At 59.4% G+C, this 15,423-nt stretch carries 13 protein-coding genes; 5 read left to right on the top strand and 8 right to left on the bottom strand.

Annotated elements, in window-relative coordinates; translation table 11 throughout:
- Positions 1–27: 27 nt before the first annotated feature.
- Both ACM1ZW_RS14635 and ACM1ZW_RS14630 read left to right on the top strand, forming a co-directional pair.
- Positions 28–1,512: an APC family permease gene (locus tag ACM1ZW_RS14635; protein WP_414884849.1), complete on the top strand. Its 1,485-nt coding sequence runs from the start codon at positions 28–30 to the stop codon at positions 1,510–1,512.
- A 429-nt stretch (positions 1,513–1,941) separates the two neighbouring features.
- The gene (locus ACM1ZW_RS14630) at positions 1,942–2,448 is read left to right on the top strand and encodes a Bro-N domain-containing protein (protein ID WP_414884848.1); all 507 of its coding nucleotides are present in this window, start codon (positions 1,942–1,944) and stop codon (positions 2,446–2,448) included.
- Between the two features lie 90 nt (positions 2,449–2,538).
- Here ACM1ZW_RS14630 and ACM1ZW_RS14625 read toward each other — a convergent pair whose 3' ends face one another.
- Positions 2,539–2,724 carry a hypothetical protein gene (locus ACM1ZW_RS14625; protein WP_017340256.1) on the bottom strand — a complete coding sequence of 62 codons (186 nt, stop codon included), beginning with the start codon at positions 2,722–2,724 and terminating at the stop codon, positions 2,539–2,541.
- Between the two features lie 412 nt (positions 2,725–3,136).
- Here ACM1ZW_RS14625 and ACM1ZW_RS14620 point away from each other — a divergent pair, with 412 nt between their 5' ends.
- On the top strand, positions 3,137–4,762 hold the full coding sequence (locus tag ACM1ZW_RS14620; protein ID WP_416740756.1) for a glucan biosynthesis protein D: 1,626 nt from the start codon (positions 3,137–3,139) through the stop codon (positions 4,760–4,762).
- A 133-nt stretch (positions 4,763–4,895) separates the two neighbouring features.
- On the opposite strand, the gene ACM1ZW_RS14615 is transcribed toward ACM1ZW_RS14620, so the two are convergent.
- The 3 genes from ACM1ZW_RS14615 to ACM1ZW_RS14605 form a co-directional block, all read right to left on the bottom strand.
- Positions 4,896–6,002: an NADH:flavin oxidoreductase/NADH oxidase gene (locus tag ACM1ZW_RS14615; protein ID WP_150638931.1), complete on the bottom strand. Its 1,107-nt coding sequence runs from the start codon at positions 6,000–6,002 to the stop codon at positions 4,896–4,898.
- Between the two features lie 267 nt (positions 6,003–6,269).
- Complete coding sequence (gene recJ, locus ACM1ZW_RS14610) at positions 6,270–7,979, bottom strand: single-stranded-DNA-specific exonuclease RecJ (protein WP_150630870.1); 1,710 nt, start codon at positions 7,977–7,979, stop codon at positions 6,270–6,272.
- A 58-nt stretch (positions 7,980–8,037) separates the two neighbouring features.
- The gene (locus ACM1ZW_RS14605) at positions 8,038–8,580 is read right to left on the bottom strand and encodes a YaeQ family protein (protein WP_007944886.1); all 543 of its coding nucleotides are present in this window, start codon (positions 8,578–8,580) and stop codon (positions 8,038–8,040) included.
- A gap of 137 nt (positions 8,581–8,717) precedes the next feature.
- Between ACM1ZW_RS14605 and ACM1ZW_RS14600 the strand changes: the two genes are divergently transcribed.
- Both ACM1ZW_RS14600 and ACM1ZW_RS14595 read left to right on the top strand, forming a co-directional pair.
- Positions 8,718–9,917 carry a CaiB/BaiF CoA transferase family protein gene (locus ACM1ZW_RS14600; RefSeq protein ID WP_017340260.1) on the top strand — a complete coding sequence of 400 codons (1,200 nt, stop codon included), beginning with the start codon at positions 8,718–8,720 and terminating at the stop codon, positions 9,915–9,917.
- Between the two features lie 58 nt (positions 9,918–9,975).
- Positions 9,976–10,839, top strand: a complete 864-nt coding sequence (locus ACM1ZW_RS14595) for a TIGR02285 family protein (protein ID WP_416740755.1) — start codon at positions 9,976–9,978, stop codon at positions 10,837–10,839.
- Between the two features lie 175 nt (positions 10,840–11,014).
- On the opposite strand, the gene ACM1ZW_RS14590 is transcribed toward ACM1ZW_RS14595, so the two are convergent.
- The 4 genes from ACM1ZW_RS14590 to dsbC all read right to left on the bottom strand — a co-directional run bounded on the left by ACM1ZW_RS14590 (position 11,015) and on the right by dsbC (position 15,202).
- Entirely contained in the window at positions 11,015–11,299 is a 285-nt protein-coding gene (locus tag ACM1ZW_RS14590; RefSeq protein WP_414879473.1) for a DUF3509 domain-containing protein, read from the bottom strand.
- Positions 11,300–11,555: 256 nt separating this feature from the next.
- Positions 11,556–12,965, bottom strand: a complete 1,410-nt coding sequence (gene thrC, locus ACM1ZW_RS14585; RefSeq protein WP_414879472.1) for a threonine synthase — start codon at positions 12,963–12,965, stop codon at positions 11,556–11,558.
- A gap of 66 nt (positions 12,966–13,031) precedes the next feature.
- Positions 13,032–14,336 carry a homoserine dehydrogenase gene (locus tag ACM1ZW_RS14580; RefSeq protein ID WP_027924910.1) on the bottom strand — a complete coding sequence of 435 codons (1,305 nt, stop codon included), beginning with the start codon at positions 14,334–14,336 and terminating at the stop codon, positions 13,032–13,034.
- A gap of 134 nt (positions 14,337–14,470) precedes the next feature.
- Complete coding sequence (gene dsbC / locus ACM1ZW_RS14575; protein WP_017340265.1) at positions 14,471–15,202, bottom strand: bifunctional protein-disulfide isomerase/oxidoreductase DsbC; 732 nt, start codon at positions 15,200–15,202, stop codon at positions 14,471–14,473.
- Positions 15,203–15,423 lie beyond the last annotated feature (221 nt).

The raw sequence follows: 15,423 nt of genomic DNA, 5'->3' as shown, positions 1-15,423 counted from the left end.
CTGCCGATTTTCCGGAGCTAACACACCATGAACGCCATCCCCGAACTCTCTGCAGCCGCTGCCGACAGCGATGCCGAGCAACTCCTCAAGCTGGGTTACACGTCCAACTTCAACCGCAGCATGAGCCTGTGGGAAAACTTCGCCCTGGGCTTCACTTACCTCTCGCCGGTCGTAGGGGTTTATACCCTCTTCGGCCTGTGCCTGGCCGCCGGTGGGCCACCGATGTTCTGGGCCTATTTGCTGGTCGGTTGCGGCCAGTTGCTGGTGTGCCTGATCTTCGGTGAAGTGGTCTCGCAGTTCCCGATTTCCGGTGGCGTCTACCCATGGGCTCGCCGCTTGGTGGGCAAACGCTGGGCGTGGATGGTCGGCTGGATCTACTCCATCGCCCTGTGCGTCACCATCGCTGCCGTTGCCGTGGGTGCAGGACCTTACCTGGCCGCGATGATGGGTTTTGAACCCAGCGGTAACACCAACATCGTCATCGCTCTGGTGCTGACGCTGTTCGCCACACTGGTCAATCTCAGCGGCACCAAAGTGCTGGCGCGGATCGCCATGTTCGGCTTTCTCTGCGAGCTGGTCGGCGCGGTGATCGTCGGCGTGTACCTGCTGATTTTCGAACGCCATCAACCGATCAGCGTGCTGTTCAACACCTTCGACATCAGCATTGATGGTTCCTACCTGCCGGCCTTCCTGACAGCCTCGCTGGCGGGGATGTTCCTGTACTACGGCTTTGAAGCCTGCGGCGACGTGGCTGAAGAAACCCCGAACCCGAGCAAGCAGATCCCGGTGGCCATGCGCATGACCATCTACATCGGCGGCATCGCGGCGATGTTCGCCTGCCTGGCGCTGATCCTCGCCGTGCCGGACATGCAAGCGGTGATCAACGGCACCGACAAAGACCCGGTCACCACCATTCTCAACAACGCCTTCGGCCCGATCGGTTCGAAAGTGGTGATGGGCGTGGTGATGATTTCCTTCATCTCCTGCGTCATCAGCCTGCAAGCGGCGGCGAGTCGTCTGCTGTATTCCTACGCCCGGGATGAAATGGTCATCGGCAGCTCACTGCTGAAGAAGATTTCCCCTACAACCCAGGTTCCGGTTGCCGCGTTGTTCGTCTCCGGCGTCCTGCCGGCGCTGATCATCATTCTCGGCTTCTTCCTGCAAGACGCGGTGGCCACCATCGTCAGCTTCGCCGCCATCGGCATCTACCTGGCGTTCCAGATGATCGTCCTCGCCGCGCTTTATGCCCGCCTGAAAGGCTGGAAACCGAGCGGCAAATTCACCCTCGGTGCATGGGGTTGGCCGGTGAACATCGGCGCGCTGGTTTATGGTGTCGGCGCCATCATCAACATGGCCTGGCCACGCACGCCGGATGCAGCGTGGTACATCAACTATGCGATGGTGTTGAGTACGGCGATCGTGATTGGGTTGGGGCTGCTTTACATGTGGATTGCCAAGCCGTATGACCATGGCGCGGCGCCTGCGGGGGATGCATGGAAGGTTAGTCGCTAAGGCTGATTGCCCCGGGATCCAGTGAGTTCCCGGGGCAAGCTTGGCGCCTCAGACTCCAGTTTTACGCTTCGTGCAAAAACAGGAAAATCCTACAGACCAAGCCTTCTCGCAAAGGCTCTAATTCCTACGACACGCGTCGCCAGAGTAGACTTGGCGCCGCGAGCGCCTGACCGATAGGCTTTACCCCGTCGCTGCAAAATCAGCGATCCGGGGTCGAAGCCGGAAACTCCTCAACATGGCGCATCTGCGCTCCCATATGAACTGGGGCATTTTTTGCCTTTCAGTTTCACTTTATGGCGGGCCGTGTGACGCGGGCCTCTTGGCTTACATGTTGATCGAGAATGTCCCGACTTCGAACGCCACACGGTCCGCCACCCAAATCTGTCGAAGGATTAGTGGCGGCTCCTTTTTCAACATGGAGTCGAAGAAATGCACACGCTAAATCCGTCTGAAGTCCATCCTCATTTCATCCCCACCGTTTTCCCCCGCCACAACCGATTCCTCCACGCGATCACGCAAGCAAACCAAGCCTGGTTCTGCGTTCATGACCTGGGACGTTTGATGGGCCGCCCGCTGGACCAACGACTCACACAAAAACTCGACCCTGATCAACGCCGATACATCTGGCTACTGAAAAACGGCAAAACCGTCGAATCACTCATGGTCAGCGAGTCTGGAATGTACGCATTGCTGGTCCACCATTTTGTCCCGGAAAACCGCAACCTGCGCCAATGGCTGAGTAACGAAGTCATACCTGCGCTGCGTGAGTCGAACGCGGCACCTGTGGAAAACATGCCTAGCCTGAGTTCGTTGCAATGGGGCGGGCTCTCGGTGCCGCTGCTGCACTGGCAACAGTCGGCCTGGATCAAGTGGCGGGACATGCCGGATCTGGTACAGGCGCAGCGGCCGTTTCCAATCATGGGCACTTGCAGCTGAAGCACAGCCAATGAAAAGGGGCAGACTTCACAGTCCGCCCCTTCAGTTTGGGTACATCTATTAAATGGCTTTCACGGTAACCACCTCGACTCAAAACCGCGAAACACTGCGCATCGCATCCACCAGATACCGCATCGCGATCCGGTCACTCTCCGACAACTCGCGATACCGCTCCACCAGTTTCAACTCCTCAGAATTAAGCCGACGCCTTCGCCGCCCGATACCCAGGCAAGGGAAGATCCCCAACATTTCGGTAATGCCTTGTACTTTCGACATGGACGATGTCCCTCTTTAAGTCAAAGAAAACTTCAGATACCGCATCGCCCTTCTCTTTTTCAGCCGCGTCCTTGTACAACTGAATCCCACCGGCCTGAGGGCAGAAACCGGTCATGCCCATAGAATAGGAAGTAAATTGGCGCTGAAAAGCGGTTTTTAGAGTAATTAGTCGAAAAAAGCAGAAATGCCCTGTAAATCAGAAATCTCTGTGGGAAACGTTAACCGAAACGTCTTGTTTCATTGCGATGCTATCGTCACGCCATCAATCATTTTTGCTCTGCCACCGAACGGTTTAAGCTATTTGGCATCTGTTTAAAGTCCGTTGCGTTTGGCCGAAGGCATGTCCGAACCTCCATTTCTGATCCAGCACGTGCCAGGAACGGCGCGGGATTGTTCACGACAGGTTGTACTTATGCACCGCAGGAATTTGCTCAAAGCGTCCATGGCCATCGCTGCCTACACTGGTTTGTCCGCCACTGGCCTGCTCGCTGCCCGCGCCTGGGCCGGGAATGAAACGGCGGATGGCAAGGCTCAGGCCTTCGACTTCGAAACCCTGAAAATCCAGGCCAAGCAACTTGCCGGCAACCGCTATCAGGACACCAAGCAGGTGCTGCCGCCGACGCTGGCGACCATGACCCCGCAAAATTTCAACGCGATCCGCTACGACGCCAATCATTCCTTGTGGAAGGATTTGAAAGGTCAGCTGGACGTGCAGTTTTTCCACGTCGGCATGGGTTTCAAGCAGCCGGTGCGCATGTACAGCGTCGACCCCAAGACGCGTCAATCGCGCGAGGTGCATTTTCGCCCTTCGCTGTTCAACTATGAAAAAACCACCGTCGATACCAAGCAGCTCACGGGTGACCTGGGTTTTTCCGGTTTCAAGCTGTTCAAAGCGCCTGAGCTGGACCGGCATGACGTGTTGTCGTTCCTCGGCGCCAGTTATTTCCGCGCGGTAGATGCTACGGGCCAGTACGGTCTGTCGGCCCGTGGTCTGGCGGTCGATACCTACGCGAAGAAACGTGAGGAATTCCCGGACTTCACCAAGTTCTGGTTCGAGACCCCGGACAAGGACAGCACCCGTTTCGTGGTGTACGCCCTGCTGGACTCGCCGAGCGCGACCGGTGCCTACCGGTTCGACATCGATTGCCAGGCCGAACGCGTGGTGATGGAGGTTGACGCTCACATCAATGCACGCACCGCCATCGAACAACTGGGCATCGCACCGATGACCAGCATGTTCAGCTGCGGCACCCACGAGCGGCGCATGTGCGACACCATTCACCCGCAGATCCATGATTCGGATCGCCTGGCGATGTGGCGTGGCAATGGCGAGTGGATTTGCCGTCCACTGAACAATCCGGCCACCCTGCAATTCAACGCCTTCGCCGACACCGACCCGAAAGGTTTCGGTCTGGTGCAGACCGATCACGAGTTCGCCAATTATCAGGACACCGTCGACTGGTACAGCAAACGCCCAAGCCTGTGGGTAGAACCTACAACCGCGTGGGGCGAAGGCTCTATCGATCTGCTGGAAATTCCTACAACCGGCGAAACCCTCGATAACATCGTCGCGTTCTGGACCCCGAAAAAACCGGTCGCCGCCGGCGATTCCCTGAATTACGGCTACAAGCTGTACTGGAGCGCGCTGCCGCCGGTCGGTACGCCACTGGCGCGGGTCGCCGCGACCCGTTCGGGCATGGGCGGCTTCACTGAGGGCTGGGCACCGGGCGAACATTATCCGGAGGTCTGGGCACGCCGGTTTGCGGTGGACTTCACTGGCGGCGGTCTGGACCGCTTGCCTGAAGGCACAGGCATTGAGCCGGTAGTGACGTGCTCCAACGGTGAGGTCAAAGACTTCAACGTGCTGGTGCTGGATGACATCAAGGGCTACCGGATTACGTTTGACTGGTTCCCGACCAATGACAGTGTGGCCCCGGTGGAGCTGCGGTTGTTCATTCGCACCAATGACCGGACGCTGAGCGAGACCTGGTTGTATCAGTACTTCCCGCCGGCGCCGGAGAAGCGTAAGTACACCTGAAGCAAGAGGGTTGTCTGGGCAGGTCTTTTCGCGAGCCTGCTCGCGAAGACTGCAGCACAGTCAATGAATACCCCCCCAGACAAACAAAAGCCCCGATCAACCTGATCGGGGCTTTTTGCTTTTACCGCATCACTCAGTCACGCAAATCCGACTCATGAATCGGCTGATCCCTGTGCGTCGCCCGTTGATACTGCGCCGGCCAAATGGCCTTGCGCCCTCCCAGGTCGTCATCGGCATGCAACGGCCAGTACGGGTCGCGCAGGAGCTCACGGGCGAGGAAGATGATGTCGGCCTGACAGGTGCGCAGAATGTGCTCGGCCTGCGCCGGTTCGGTGATCATTCCTACCGTGCCGGTCGCAATGCCTGACTCTTTGCGCACACGTTCGGCGAAGCGGGTTTGATAACCGGGACCTGTAGGAATTTCCGCGTTGGCCGCCGTGCCGCCCGAGGAGACGTCAATCAGGTCCACGCCCAGGTCTTTGAGGCGTCGCGCCAGTTCAACGGTTTCATCAGGATTCCAGCCGTCTTCCACCCAATCGGTGGCCGACACGCGCACGAACACCGGCAACTCCTCTGGCCACACCGCACGCACTGCTTCGGTGACTTGCAGCACCAGCCGAATACGATTCTCGAACGAACCGCCATATTGATCGCGCCGCTGATTGCTCAAGGGCGATAGAAACTGGTGCAGCAGGTAACCGTGGGCGGCGTGGACTTCGACGACTTTGAAACCGGCGGTCAGCGCGCGCTTCGCTGAGTCAACGAACGCCTGAATGACCTCGGCGATCTGGCCCTCATCGAGCTGCTTCGGCGGTGTGTGCTGCGGGTCGAACGCAATCGGCGAAGGGCCAACGGGTGTCCAGCCGCCGTCTTCAGGTTTGACACTACCGTGCTTGCCAATCCAAGGCCGATGGGTGCTGGCCTTGCGCCCGGCGTGGGCCAACTGAATGCCGGCGACGGCGCCTTGGGCGGCGATGAAGCGAGTGATGCGTTGCAACGGCTCGATCTGTTCGTCATTCCACAAGCCGAGGTCTTCGGCGGTGATGCGTCCATCGGCGGTGACGGCCGTGGCTTCGGTAAAAATCAGACCGGCGCCGCCGACAGCACGGCTGCCGAGGTGTACCAGATGCCAGTCATTGGCCAGGCCATCGACACTTGAATACTGGCACATTGGTGATACGGCAATGCGGTTCAGCAAGGTCAGTTGGCGAAGGGTATAGGGTTCAAGCAGCAGACTCATGGGGCACCTCTCGTCTCAGTGGGCAGGCTCCAGGGTTCTGTTTGAAAAGTCGACGAGTGACAGGAAAAAGGTGCAGCACCCGCCCCCGCGGGCAAAAAATTGACAAGACGTCACAAGGATTATCAAGCAGTGCTTAGAGCCTAGTCGACAATGGGGGATGAGGGAGGGTTCCGAGAGATTCGGCGACCGCAAAATCGCTATCGCCAGCAAGCCGGCCCCTGCAGGGTGTGCGCAAATCCCCCAGGAGCCGGCGTGCTGGCGATGGGGTCAACGCGGTTCGATGTGGGCAATCATCAGCTGAACCGTCTCATTCCCGCGAAACTCGTTAAGGTCGAGTTTGTAGGCCAGTTCCACCCATTTGATCGTCGGGTTCGGCCAGATATCGCGGTCGATTCCAAAAGCGATGCCGTCCAGCTTCACCGAGCCGCATTCGCTTTTCAGCACCACTTTGAGGTGTCGTTCGCCGACAACCCGTTGTTCGACCAACTGAAACACCCCATGGAACAATGGCTCCGGGAAGTGCTGTCCCCACGGCCCGGCATGCCGCAGCGCACGCGCCAGTTCGAGATGAAATTCCTCGACGGCCAAAGTCCCGTCCGACAGCAAACGCCCGGTCAGGTCTTCTTCGCGCAATTGCCTACGCACTTCGGCGTCAAAGGCTTCGGCAAACAGCGGAAAATTCGCCTCCGGCAAGGTCAACCCTGCCGCCATGGCATGGCCGCCGTACTTGCTGATCAGGTTTGGGTGCTGCGCCGCCACCACGCTCAAGGCGTCGCGAATGTGGAAGCCCTGAACCGAACGCCCCGAGCCCTTGAGCATGCCATCGCCTGCGTCGGCAAAGGCAATCGTCGGACGGAAATAGCGCTCCTTCATACGAGAAGCGAGGATTCCGATGACGCCCTGGTGCCACTCGGGGTCAAAAAGGCATAAGCCGAACGGCATCGATTCAACCGGCAAGTCCTTGAGCTGGGCCAGCGCCTCGCGCTGCATGCCTTGCTCGATGGATTTGCGGTCCTGGTTCATGCCGTCGAGCTGTACGGCCATTTCCCGGGCGAGAGCGGCATCTTCGGTGAGCAGGCATTCGATGCCCAGGCTCATGTCATCCAGCCGCCCTGCCGCGTTCAGGCGCGGGCCGACGATGAACCCGAGATCGGTCGAGGTAATACGCGTGTGGTCGCGCTTGGCGACTTCGAGGATGGCTTTGATCCCCGGTCGTGCACGCCCGGCGCGAATTCGCTCCAGGCCTTGGTGGACGAGAATCCGGTTATTGGCGTCCAGTGGCACCACGTCGGCGACGCTGCCCAACGCCACCAGATCCAGCAACTCACCGATGTTCGGCTGCGGTTTGCTCTCGTACCAGCCAAGGCTGCGCAGACGCGCGCGCAGGGCCATCAACACATAGAAAATCACCCCGACACCCGCCAAGGCCTTGCTCGGAAACCCGCAACCCGGCTGGTTGGGATTGACGATGGCATCGGCCAGCGGCAGTTCGTCGCCGGGCAAGTGGTGATCGGTGACCAGCACCTGAAGGCCTGCCTTTTTCGCCGCCGCCACACCCTCGACGCTGGAGATGCCATTGTCCACGGTGATCAGCAGCTGCGGTGTGCGGGTCAGCGCCACTTCAACGATTTCCGGCGTCAGGCCGTAGCCGTACTCGAAACGGTTCGGCACCAGATAGTCGACATGCGCCGCGCCCAGCAGGCGCAAGCCCAACATGCCGACCGTACTGGCCGTCGCGCCGTCAGCGTCGAAGTCGCCGACGATCAGAATCCGCTGCCGCTGCTCCAGCGCCGTCACCAGCAAATCCACCGCGGCATCGATGCCTTTGAGCTGCTGGAACGGAATCAGCCGCGCCAGGCTCTTGTCCAGTTCAGCCTCGGACAGCACGCCCCGCGCCGCATACAGGCGGGTCAGCAGCGGCGGCAGATCACCGAGGAATGGCAGGGTATCGGGCAACAGGCGAGGTTCGATGCGCATGGGGTGACAGGTGCTTCTCTTGAATACGTAGGATAAAACCGGATGACGCGGTGAACACTCAGCCGCGTTCGCCGCTCAGCCACTGCAACTGGACTTCGTGCTGACCACGGTCGTCGGTGACGAAAATCGTCCCTTCGCTGATCATCACATCCCACTTGATAACGCGCGGCATGTCTTTGGCCAGGGTTTCCAGGACTTCCTGGGGAACCGCGGCGATGTGTACGTTTTTCAGGTTCTTGATCGCCGGGATGACTTTGGTTTCCCAGACGCGCAGGCTGCCGTAGGCCAGCAGGCTGGTGCGCTCGGTGCGGCGCGAGCACCACGTCAGGCGATCGGCGTCTGGCTGGCCGACTTCGATCCAGTGCAGGACGCGATCATCCAGGCTCTTTTCCCACAGGGCGGGTTCATCCACGTCTGACAGACCACGGCCAAACGACAGCTGCTCGTTGTACCAGAAGGCGTAGGCCAGCAGCCGCACGGTCATGCGCTCTTCGGTTTCCGACGGGTGACGGGCGATGGTCTGCTTCACCGTCTCGTAAACGCTGCGGTCGAGGTCGGTGAGGTTCAGTTCAAACTTGTAGGTCGTGGACGGCTGGGCCATGAACGGGCTTCTTGATACGTGGAAAGGCGGCAAGTCTAACCGATGCGACAGGCTTCGCGGCCATCAACCTTGAGCGACTGACAGCGGGCTGTGCTAAAACGCTCTATCAGCCAAGCCTTTGTCCTACAGGATCCAGTATGCCGTTCACCGCCAAACCACTCTCAGGTCTGAAAGTCATCGAATTGGGCACTTTGATCGCCGGGCCGTTTGCCTCGCGCATCTGCGGCGAATTCGGTGCCGAAGTGATCAAGATCGAGTCCCCCGACGGCGGCGATCCGTTGCGTAAATGGCGAAAAATGTATGAAGGCACGTCGCTCTGGTGGTTCGTTCAGGCGCGTAACAAGAAGTCCCTGACCCTGAACCTGAAACACCCGGATGGGCTGGCGATCCTGAAAAAGCTGCTCGGTGAAGCCGACATCCTGATCGAGAATTTTCGCCCCGGCGTGCTGGAAAAGCTCGGTCTTGGCTGGGATGTCTTGCACGCACTGAACCCGAAACTGGTCATGGTGCGCCTTTCAGGTTTCGGCCAGACCGGGCCGATGAAGGATCAGCCGGGGTTTGGCGCCGTCGGTGAATCCATGGGCGGCCTGCGCTACATCACCGGTTTCGAGGATCGCCCACCCGTGCGTACCGGGATTTCCATCGGCGATTCGATTGCCGCGCTCTGGGGCGTGATCGGCGCGTTGATGGCCTTGCGTCATCGCGAGGTCAACGGCGGTCTGGGTCAAGTGGTGGATGTGGCGCTGTACGAAGCGATCTTCGCCATGATGGAAAGCATGGTCCCGGAGTTCGACGTGTTCGGCTTCATCCGTGAACGCACCGGCAACATCATGCCCGGCATCACCCCCTCCTCGATCCACACCAGCGCTGATGGCAAACATGTGCAGATCGGCGCCAATGGCGATGCGATTTTCAAGCGCTTCATGCTGATCATCGGCCGCGAAGACCTGGCCAACGACCCGGCCCTGGCCAGTAACGACGGGCGTGACAGCCGGCGCGACGAGATTTATGGGGTGATTGATCGGTGGGTCAACGCGTTGCCGCTGGACACCGTCATCGAGCGGTTGAATCAGGCCGATGTCCCCGCCAGCCGGATCTTCAGCGCCGAAGACATGTTCAGTGATCCGCAGTACCTGGCGCGGGAAATGTTCCTGAAAGCGAAGCTGCCGGACGGCAAAGATTTCAAGATGCCGGGAATCGTGCCGAAACTCTCAGAGACACCCGGCAGTTCGGAATGGGTCGGGCCGCAGTTGGGCGAACACAATGCGCAGGTACTCACCGATCTTGGCTATGACAAGGAACAGATCGCAAAGCTGCGTGAAGACGGGGCCATCTAGGCTCAAGCGCCTGCTTTCGCTGCATATCACAGACAGCCTGTCGCACAGCAGGAGGGTGATGTGCGCGTTCGCGACGACAGTTCTGCTCGTCGGTTCGACCTCGTCGGCGATGGCGCAGCCCAAGGAAACCATAATCTGGCTGTTGCGGGATCTGCCACCGCTGACGATTTTCGAAGGACCGAAAAAGAACCAGGGCGTCATCGATCAACTGTTGCCGCTGTTGATCGCGGGCATGCCGCAATACGAACACACCTTGATGCGGGTCAACCGTGCTCGCGCCTTGCAAATGCTCTACGAGCCGTCCCTTACCTGCGATGCGGCGCTGAACCGAAGCAAGGAACGCGAACGCTGGATCGCGTTTTCCACTCCAGTGTTTCGAGCCATGGGTAACGGCGTGGCCGTACGGCGCGTTGACCGCGAAACGCTCGCGCCCTTCATCCAGGACGGTGAACTGGACCTGGCAGCCTTCCTGGCGAATGGTGGCGAGAAGCTGGGCATTATCGCCGAGCGTAACTACGGCGATTACCTCGACACACTGCTCAAGCAAGCACCGGCTGACTCTCTTACCTCGCACTACGGCAACGACGCCTTAGGCAGTCTGTTGCAGATGCAGCGGCTGGGGCGCTTGCGGTTGCTGCTGGGATACCGTCCGGAAATCCGCTACCAGGCCCAACAGCAAGGGATCGCCGAGGATGAATTGCAGTTCTACCCGATTCGCGGCGCCGAGAAATTCTTGTCTGGATACATCGGCTGCACCGACACGCCAAAAGGCCGGCAGGCGATTATCGAGATCAATCAACTGCTGCGCAAAATGCCCCATGAACGCTTGAGCGAGGCTTACGCTGCGTGGCTCGACCCGGAAAGTCGCGGTGCCTACCTGGAGGAATCCAGGAAGTATTTCGAGCAACAGGCCCAGCAATGACAAATCGCGGGCAAAAAGAAACCCCGAGAAGTGGGGAGACGACTCGGGGTTAAACGTGGTCTACAAAAAGACCAGTAGCAACAGGACGACAAGCACCGGAGCACAATGCTTGATCCTGCTGTTACATCCTCTGACTGACCTTGGGCCCGTAAGGTTCCCTTAAAACATAATTCACTTACGGCCGGCCCAGGACCTTGTCCTGTGCCGCATTGCGCAACGCCGCGATAACGCAAGGTTCCAGGCGTCCTTCGGCAATCATCAGGTCGCGATGCAACCCGTCGACCACATCCGTGAGCAGACGTTTGTCGCTCAACTGAGCCTGATTGAATTCCCGTTCGACCACGATGGCGCCGGTCGAGCTCTTCAGTGTCACCAGGTATTCGCCGTGGGTGCCTGATGGGGTCAACGTTACCTGATACGGGCTCAGCGCCTCACCGAGCAATAGACTGATACTTTCCATCTCGATCACCACTCAATAGTCCGAAAACGAAGTGCCTGGGGCAGGTCTACAGTAAATGACCACCGGCCCGAGAAGAAAGTTCTGGATTCCAGATGCAGACGCGTCGGCGTCTCTGGTTGATGGAGCATGCATGGGGGAGATGACAGGTTTGTGTATGTGGGCAGTGAGGATTGGGATTGGGTGTATTTCCGTTTCTTCGGTAACGGCGGCTATGGGTTCCGCCGTTACCGAAGCAATGGATATGTAAAAGGCCTGGTTAAAGCGGCTTTCCACGATTGCCATGCTGACTGACAAACGCCTGAACAGCCTTCAAGTCATTCGGCAACACGGTGCACCGCTCATCCCGCTCAAACAGATCAGCCAGGTGAACAGGCAACTCCAGCGCTTTACCGACGCCAGCCTTCTCCACCGCATCCGGGAATTTGACCGGGTGAGCAGTGCCAAGAATCACCATCGGAATATCCAGGCTGCGACGGCATTCACGCGCAGCCTTCACGCCGATAGCCGTGTGCGGATCCAGCAATTCACCCGTCTGCTCGTAAACCTCGGCGATGGTTTCGCACGTTTGCGCATCATCCACAGCCAGCGAATCGAACAGTTTGCGCGCTTCGGTCCAACGCTCTTGTTCAACGCTGAAACCACCGCCCTGTTTGAACGAATCCATCAACCCGGCGATCGCCGCGCCGTTACGACCGTGCAGGTCGAACAGCAAACGCTCGAAGTTCGACGACACCATGATGTCCATCGACGGCGACAGTGTGGCGTGCAGGGTTTCCTTGACGTACTGGTTGCCACTCATGAAGCGGTGCAGGATGTCGTTGCGGTTGGTGGCGACGATCAACTGGTTGATCGGCAGGCCCATGTTGCGCGCCAGGTAACCGGCGAAGATGTCGCCGAAGTTGCCGGTCGGCACCGAGAACGACACCGAGCGCGCCGGGCCACCCAGCTGCAGGGCTGCGTGGAAGTAGTAAACGATCTGGGCCATGATCCGCGCCCAGTTGATCGAGTTCACCGCCACCAGGCGGGTGCCTTTGAGGAAGCTCTGGTCGGCGAAGCTCGCCTTGACCATTTCCTGGCAGTCATCGAAGTTGCCTTCGATGGCGATGTTGTGGATGTTCTCGCCGAAGATCGTGGTCATCTGCCGACGCTGCACTTCGGACACGCGGTTGTGCGGGTGCAGGATGAAGATGTCGACGTTTTCGCAGTGCTTGCAGCCTTCGATGGCGGCCGAACCGGTGTCGCCGGACGTCGCACCAACGATCACCACGCGCTCACCGCGTTTTTCCAGCACGTAGTCGAGCAGACGACCGAGCAGTTGCAGAGCGAAGTCCTTGAACGCCAGGGTCGGGCCGTGGAACAGCTCCAGCACCCATTCGTTGCCGTTCAACTGACGCAGCGGTGCGACGGCGCTGTGCGAGAACACGCCGTAGGTTTCTTCGAGAATCTTTTTGAAATCGGCATCAGGAATGCTGCCGGTGACAAACGGGCGCATTACCCGGAAGGCCAGCTCGTGATACGGCAGGCCGGCCCAGGAAGCGATTTCTTCCTGGGTGAAACGTGGCAGGTTTTCCGGGACGTACAGACCGCCGTCGGTGGCGAGACCGGCCAGCAGGACGTCTTCGAAATTCAGGGCCGGTGCCTGGCCGCGGGTACTGATATAACGCATGACTGGCTCCAATAGACAGTGTTCGCAAACCCGGGCCTGCACGCAGGCCCGGTGAACGATAACGGCTTAGTTCAGGTGCTCGACGCGGATCCGTACAACCGGACCGACTACGCCTGTCAGGGCTTCGAGGGCGGCGATCGCGTCGTTCATGTGCTGTTCCAGCACACGGTGAGTCAGCAGGATCATCGGCACCAGACCGTCATGCTCTTCGACTTCTTTCTGCATGATCGATTCGATGTTGATGCCGCGCTCCGACAGGATGCTCGCGACCTGAGCCAGCACGCCCGGATGGTCCTTGGCCTGAATGCGCAGGTAGTAAGCGCTTTCGCAGGCTTCGATCGGCAGGATCGGATGCGCCGACAGCGAATCCGGCTGGAACGCCAGATGCGGCACGCGGTTTTCCGGGTCGGAGGTCATGGCGCGAACCACGTCCACCAGGTCGGCGATCACCGACGATGCGGTCGGCTCCATGCCGGCGCCGGCGCCGTAGAACAGGGTCGAACCGGCAGCGTCACCGTTGACCATTACCGCGTTCATCACGCCGTTGACGTTGGCGATCAGGCGATCGGCCGGGATCAGCGTCGGGTGCACGCGCAGTTCGATACCGGCCGCGGTGCTGCGCGCCACGCCCAGGTGCTTGATGCGGTAGCCCAGCGCTTCGGCGTAATTCACGTCAGCCGTGGTCAGCTTGGTGATGCCTTCGGTGTAAGCCTTGTCGAACTGTAGCGGGATGCCGAACGCGATGGAGGCCAGGATCGTCAGCTTGTGGGCCGCGTCGATGCCTTCAACGTCGAAGGTCGGATCGGCTTCGGCGTAACCCAGGGCTTGCGCCTCGGCGAGTACGTCTTCGAAGGTGCGACCCTTCTCGCGCATCTCGGTGAGGATGAAGTTGCCGGTGCCGTTGATGATGCCGGCGACCCAGTTGATACGGTTGGCGGACAGGCCTTCACGGATCGCCTTGATCACCGGAATGCCGCCGGCTACAGCCGCTTCGAATGCCACGATCACGCCTTTCTCGCGAGCCTTGGCGAAAATCTCATTACCGTGAACGGCAATCAGTGCCTTGTTCGCGGTGACCACATGCTTGCCATTCTCGATGGCCTTGAGTACCAGCTCGCGGGCAACGGTATAGCCGCCCATCAGCTCTATAACGATGTCGATCTCAGGGTTCGTGGCCACTTCGAAGACATCGTTGGTAATCGCAATACCGGTCGTTTGGAACTGAGGCTTTGGCGTGCGCATGGCAATTTGTGCCACTTCGATTCCACGCCCGGCACGACGAGCAATTTCCTCGGCGTTGCGCTGAAGTACGTTGAAGGTACCGCCACCGACGGTCCCTAACCCACAGATGCCTACTTTGACCGGTTTCACTGTGAACTCCCCATGAAACGGCCGACTCAAGGCCGGCCGTGAAAACAGCCGCATGCTCGCGGCTCTCTATTGATGACCCGGCAAATGTTGCCGCCGGACCATGATCGTCAAAGGCTGGCCGTGACGATGCGAATTTACTTCGCGCCCAGCGCCAGTTTGGCGACTTGTGGCGCAGGCTGGTAGCCCGGAATGACCTGACCGTCGGCCAAAACGATGGCCGGTGTACCGTTCACGCCGATCGACTGACCGAGGGCGAACTGCTTGGAAACCGGGTTATCGCACTTGGCGGCCTTGATTTCCTTGCCGTCGACCATTTTGTCCATGGCGGCTTTCTTGTCTTTCGAGCACCAGACCGCTTGCAGCTGTTCGTCACCCGGCGAGCCCAGGCCCTGGCGCGGGAACGCGACGTAACGCACTTCGATGCCGCGCTTGTTCAGCTCAGGCACTTCGGCGTGCAGTTTGTGGCAGTACGGGCAGGTGGTGTCGGTGAACACGGTGATGTGCGATTTGGTTTCGCCGATGGCCGGGTAGACCACGGTTTCCGCGACCGGAATCGCGTTGACCAGTTTGGAAACGCCCAGGCGTTCGGTTTTTTCGGTCAGGTTGACCGGTTTACCGTCCTTGAGCTGAAACATGTAGCCCTGGACGACATACTGGCCATCGGCGCTGGCATAGAGCACGCGGCTGCCTTGCAGTTTGACTTCATACAGTCCGGGCAGAGGACTGGCGGAAATGCTTTCTACCGGCACTTCGAGCTGGAGGGTTTCCAGGCTTTTACGAATGGCTTTGTCGGCCGCGTCATCGGCGACGGCAAAGGTGCTGACCAACGCAATGGCTGCGGCGGCGAAAATCTGGGTCAGACGCATGAGAACTCCTGAAGGCGGACAAATGGGACGATCAGAACGCCCGTGCCGAAACACCGGGTCATAACCGCCCATCGTGCAAACCGGCAAAGCCTACCACATAAGGCCCGTGGGGCCGAATGCGGGTGACGCAGGACATCTCACGGTGCAATTTGGCAATACTCACTTGCTCCCGTCGACCGATCCGCGCCCGGGCACAGCAGTCGCTGAACGGACACCCGATG

Source organism: Pseudomonas sp. NFX71 (assembly GCF_048079215.1).
Taxonomy (GTDB): Bacteria; Pseudomonadota; Gammaproteobacteria; order Pseudomonadales; family Pseudomonadaceae; genus Aquipseudomonas; species Aquipseudomonas fluorescens_B.
Note: the sequence above shows the minus strand (reverse complement) of the source record. Positions and strands in the feature narration are given on the sequence as shown.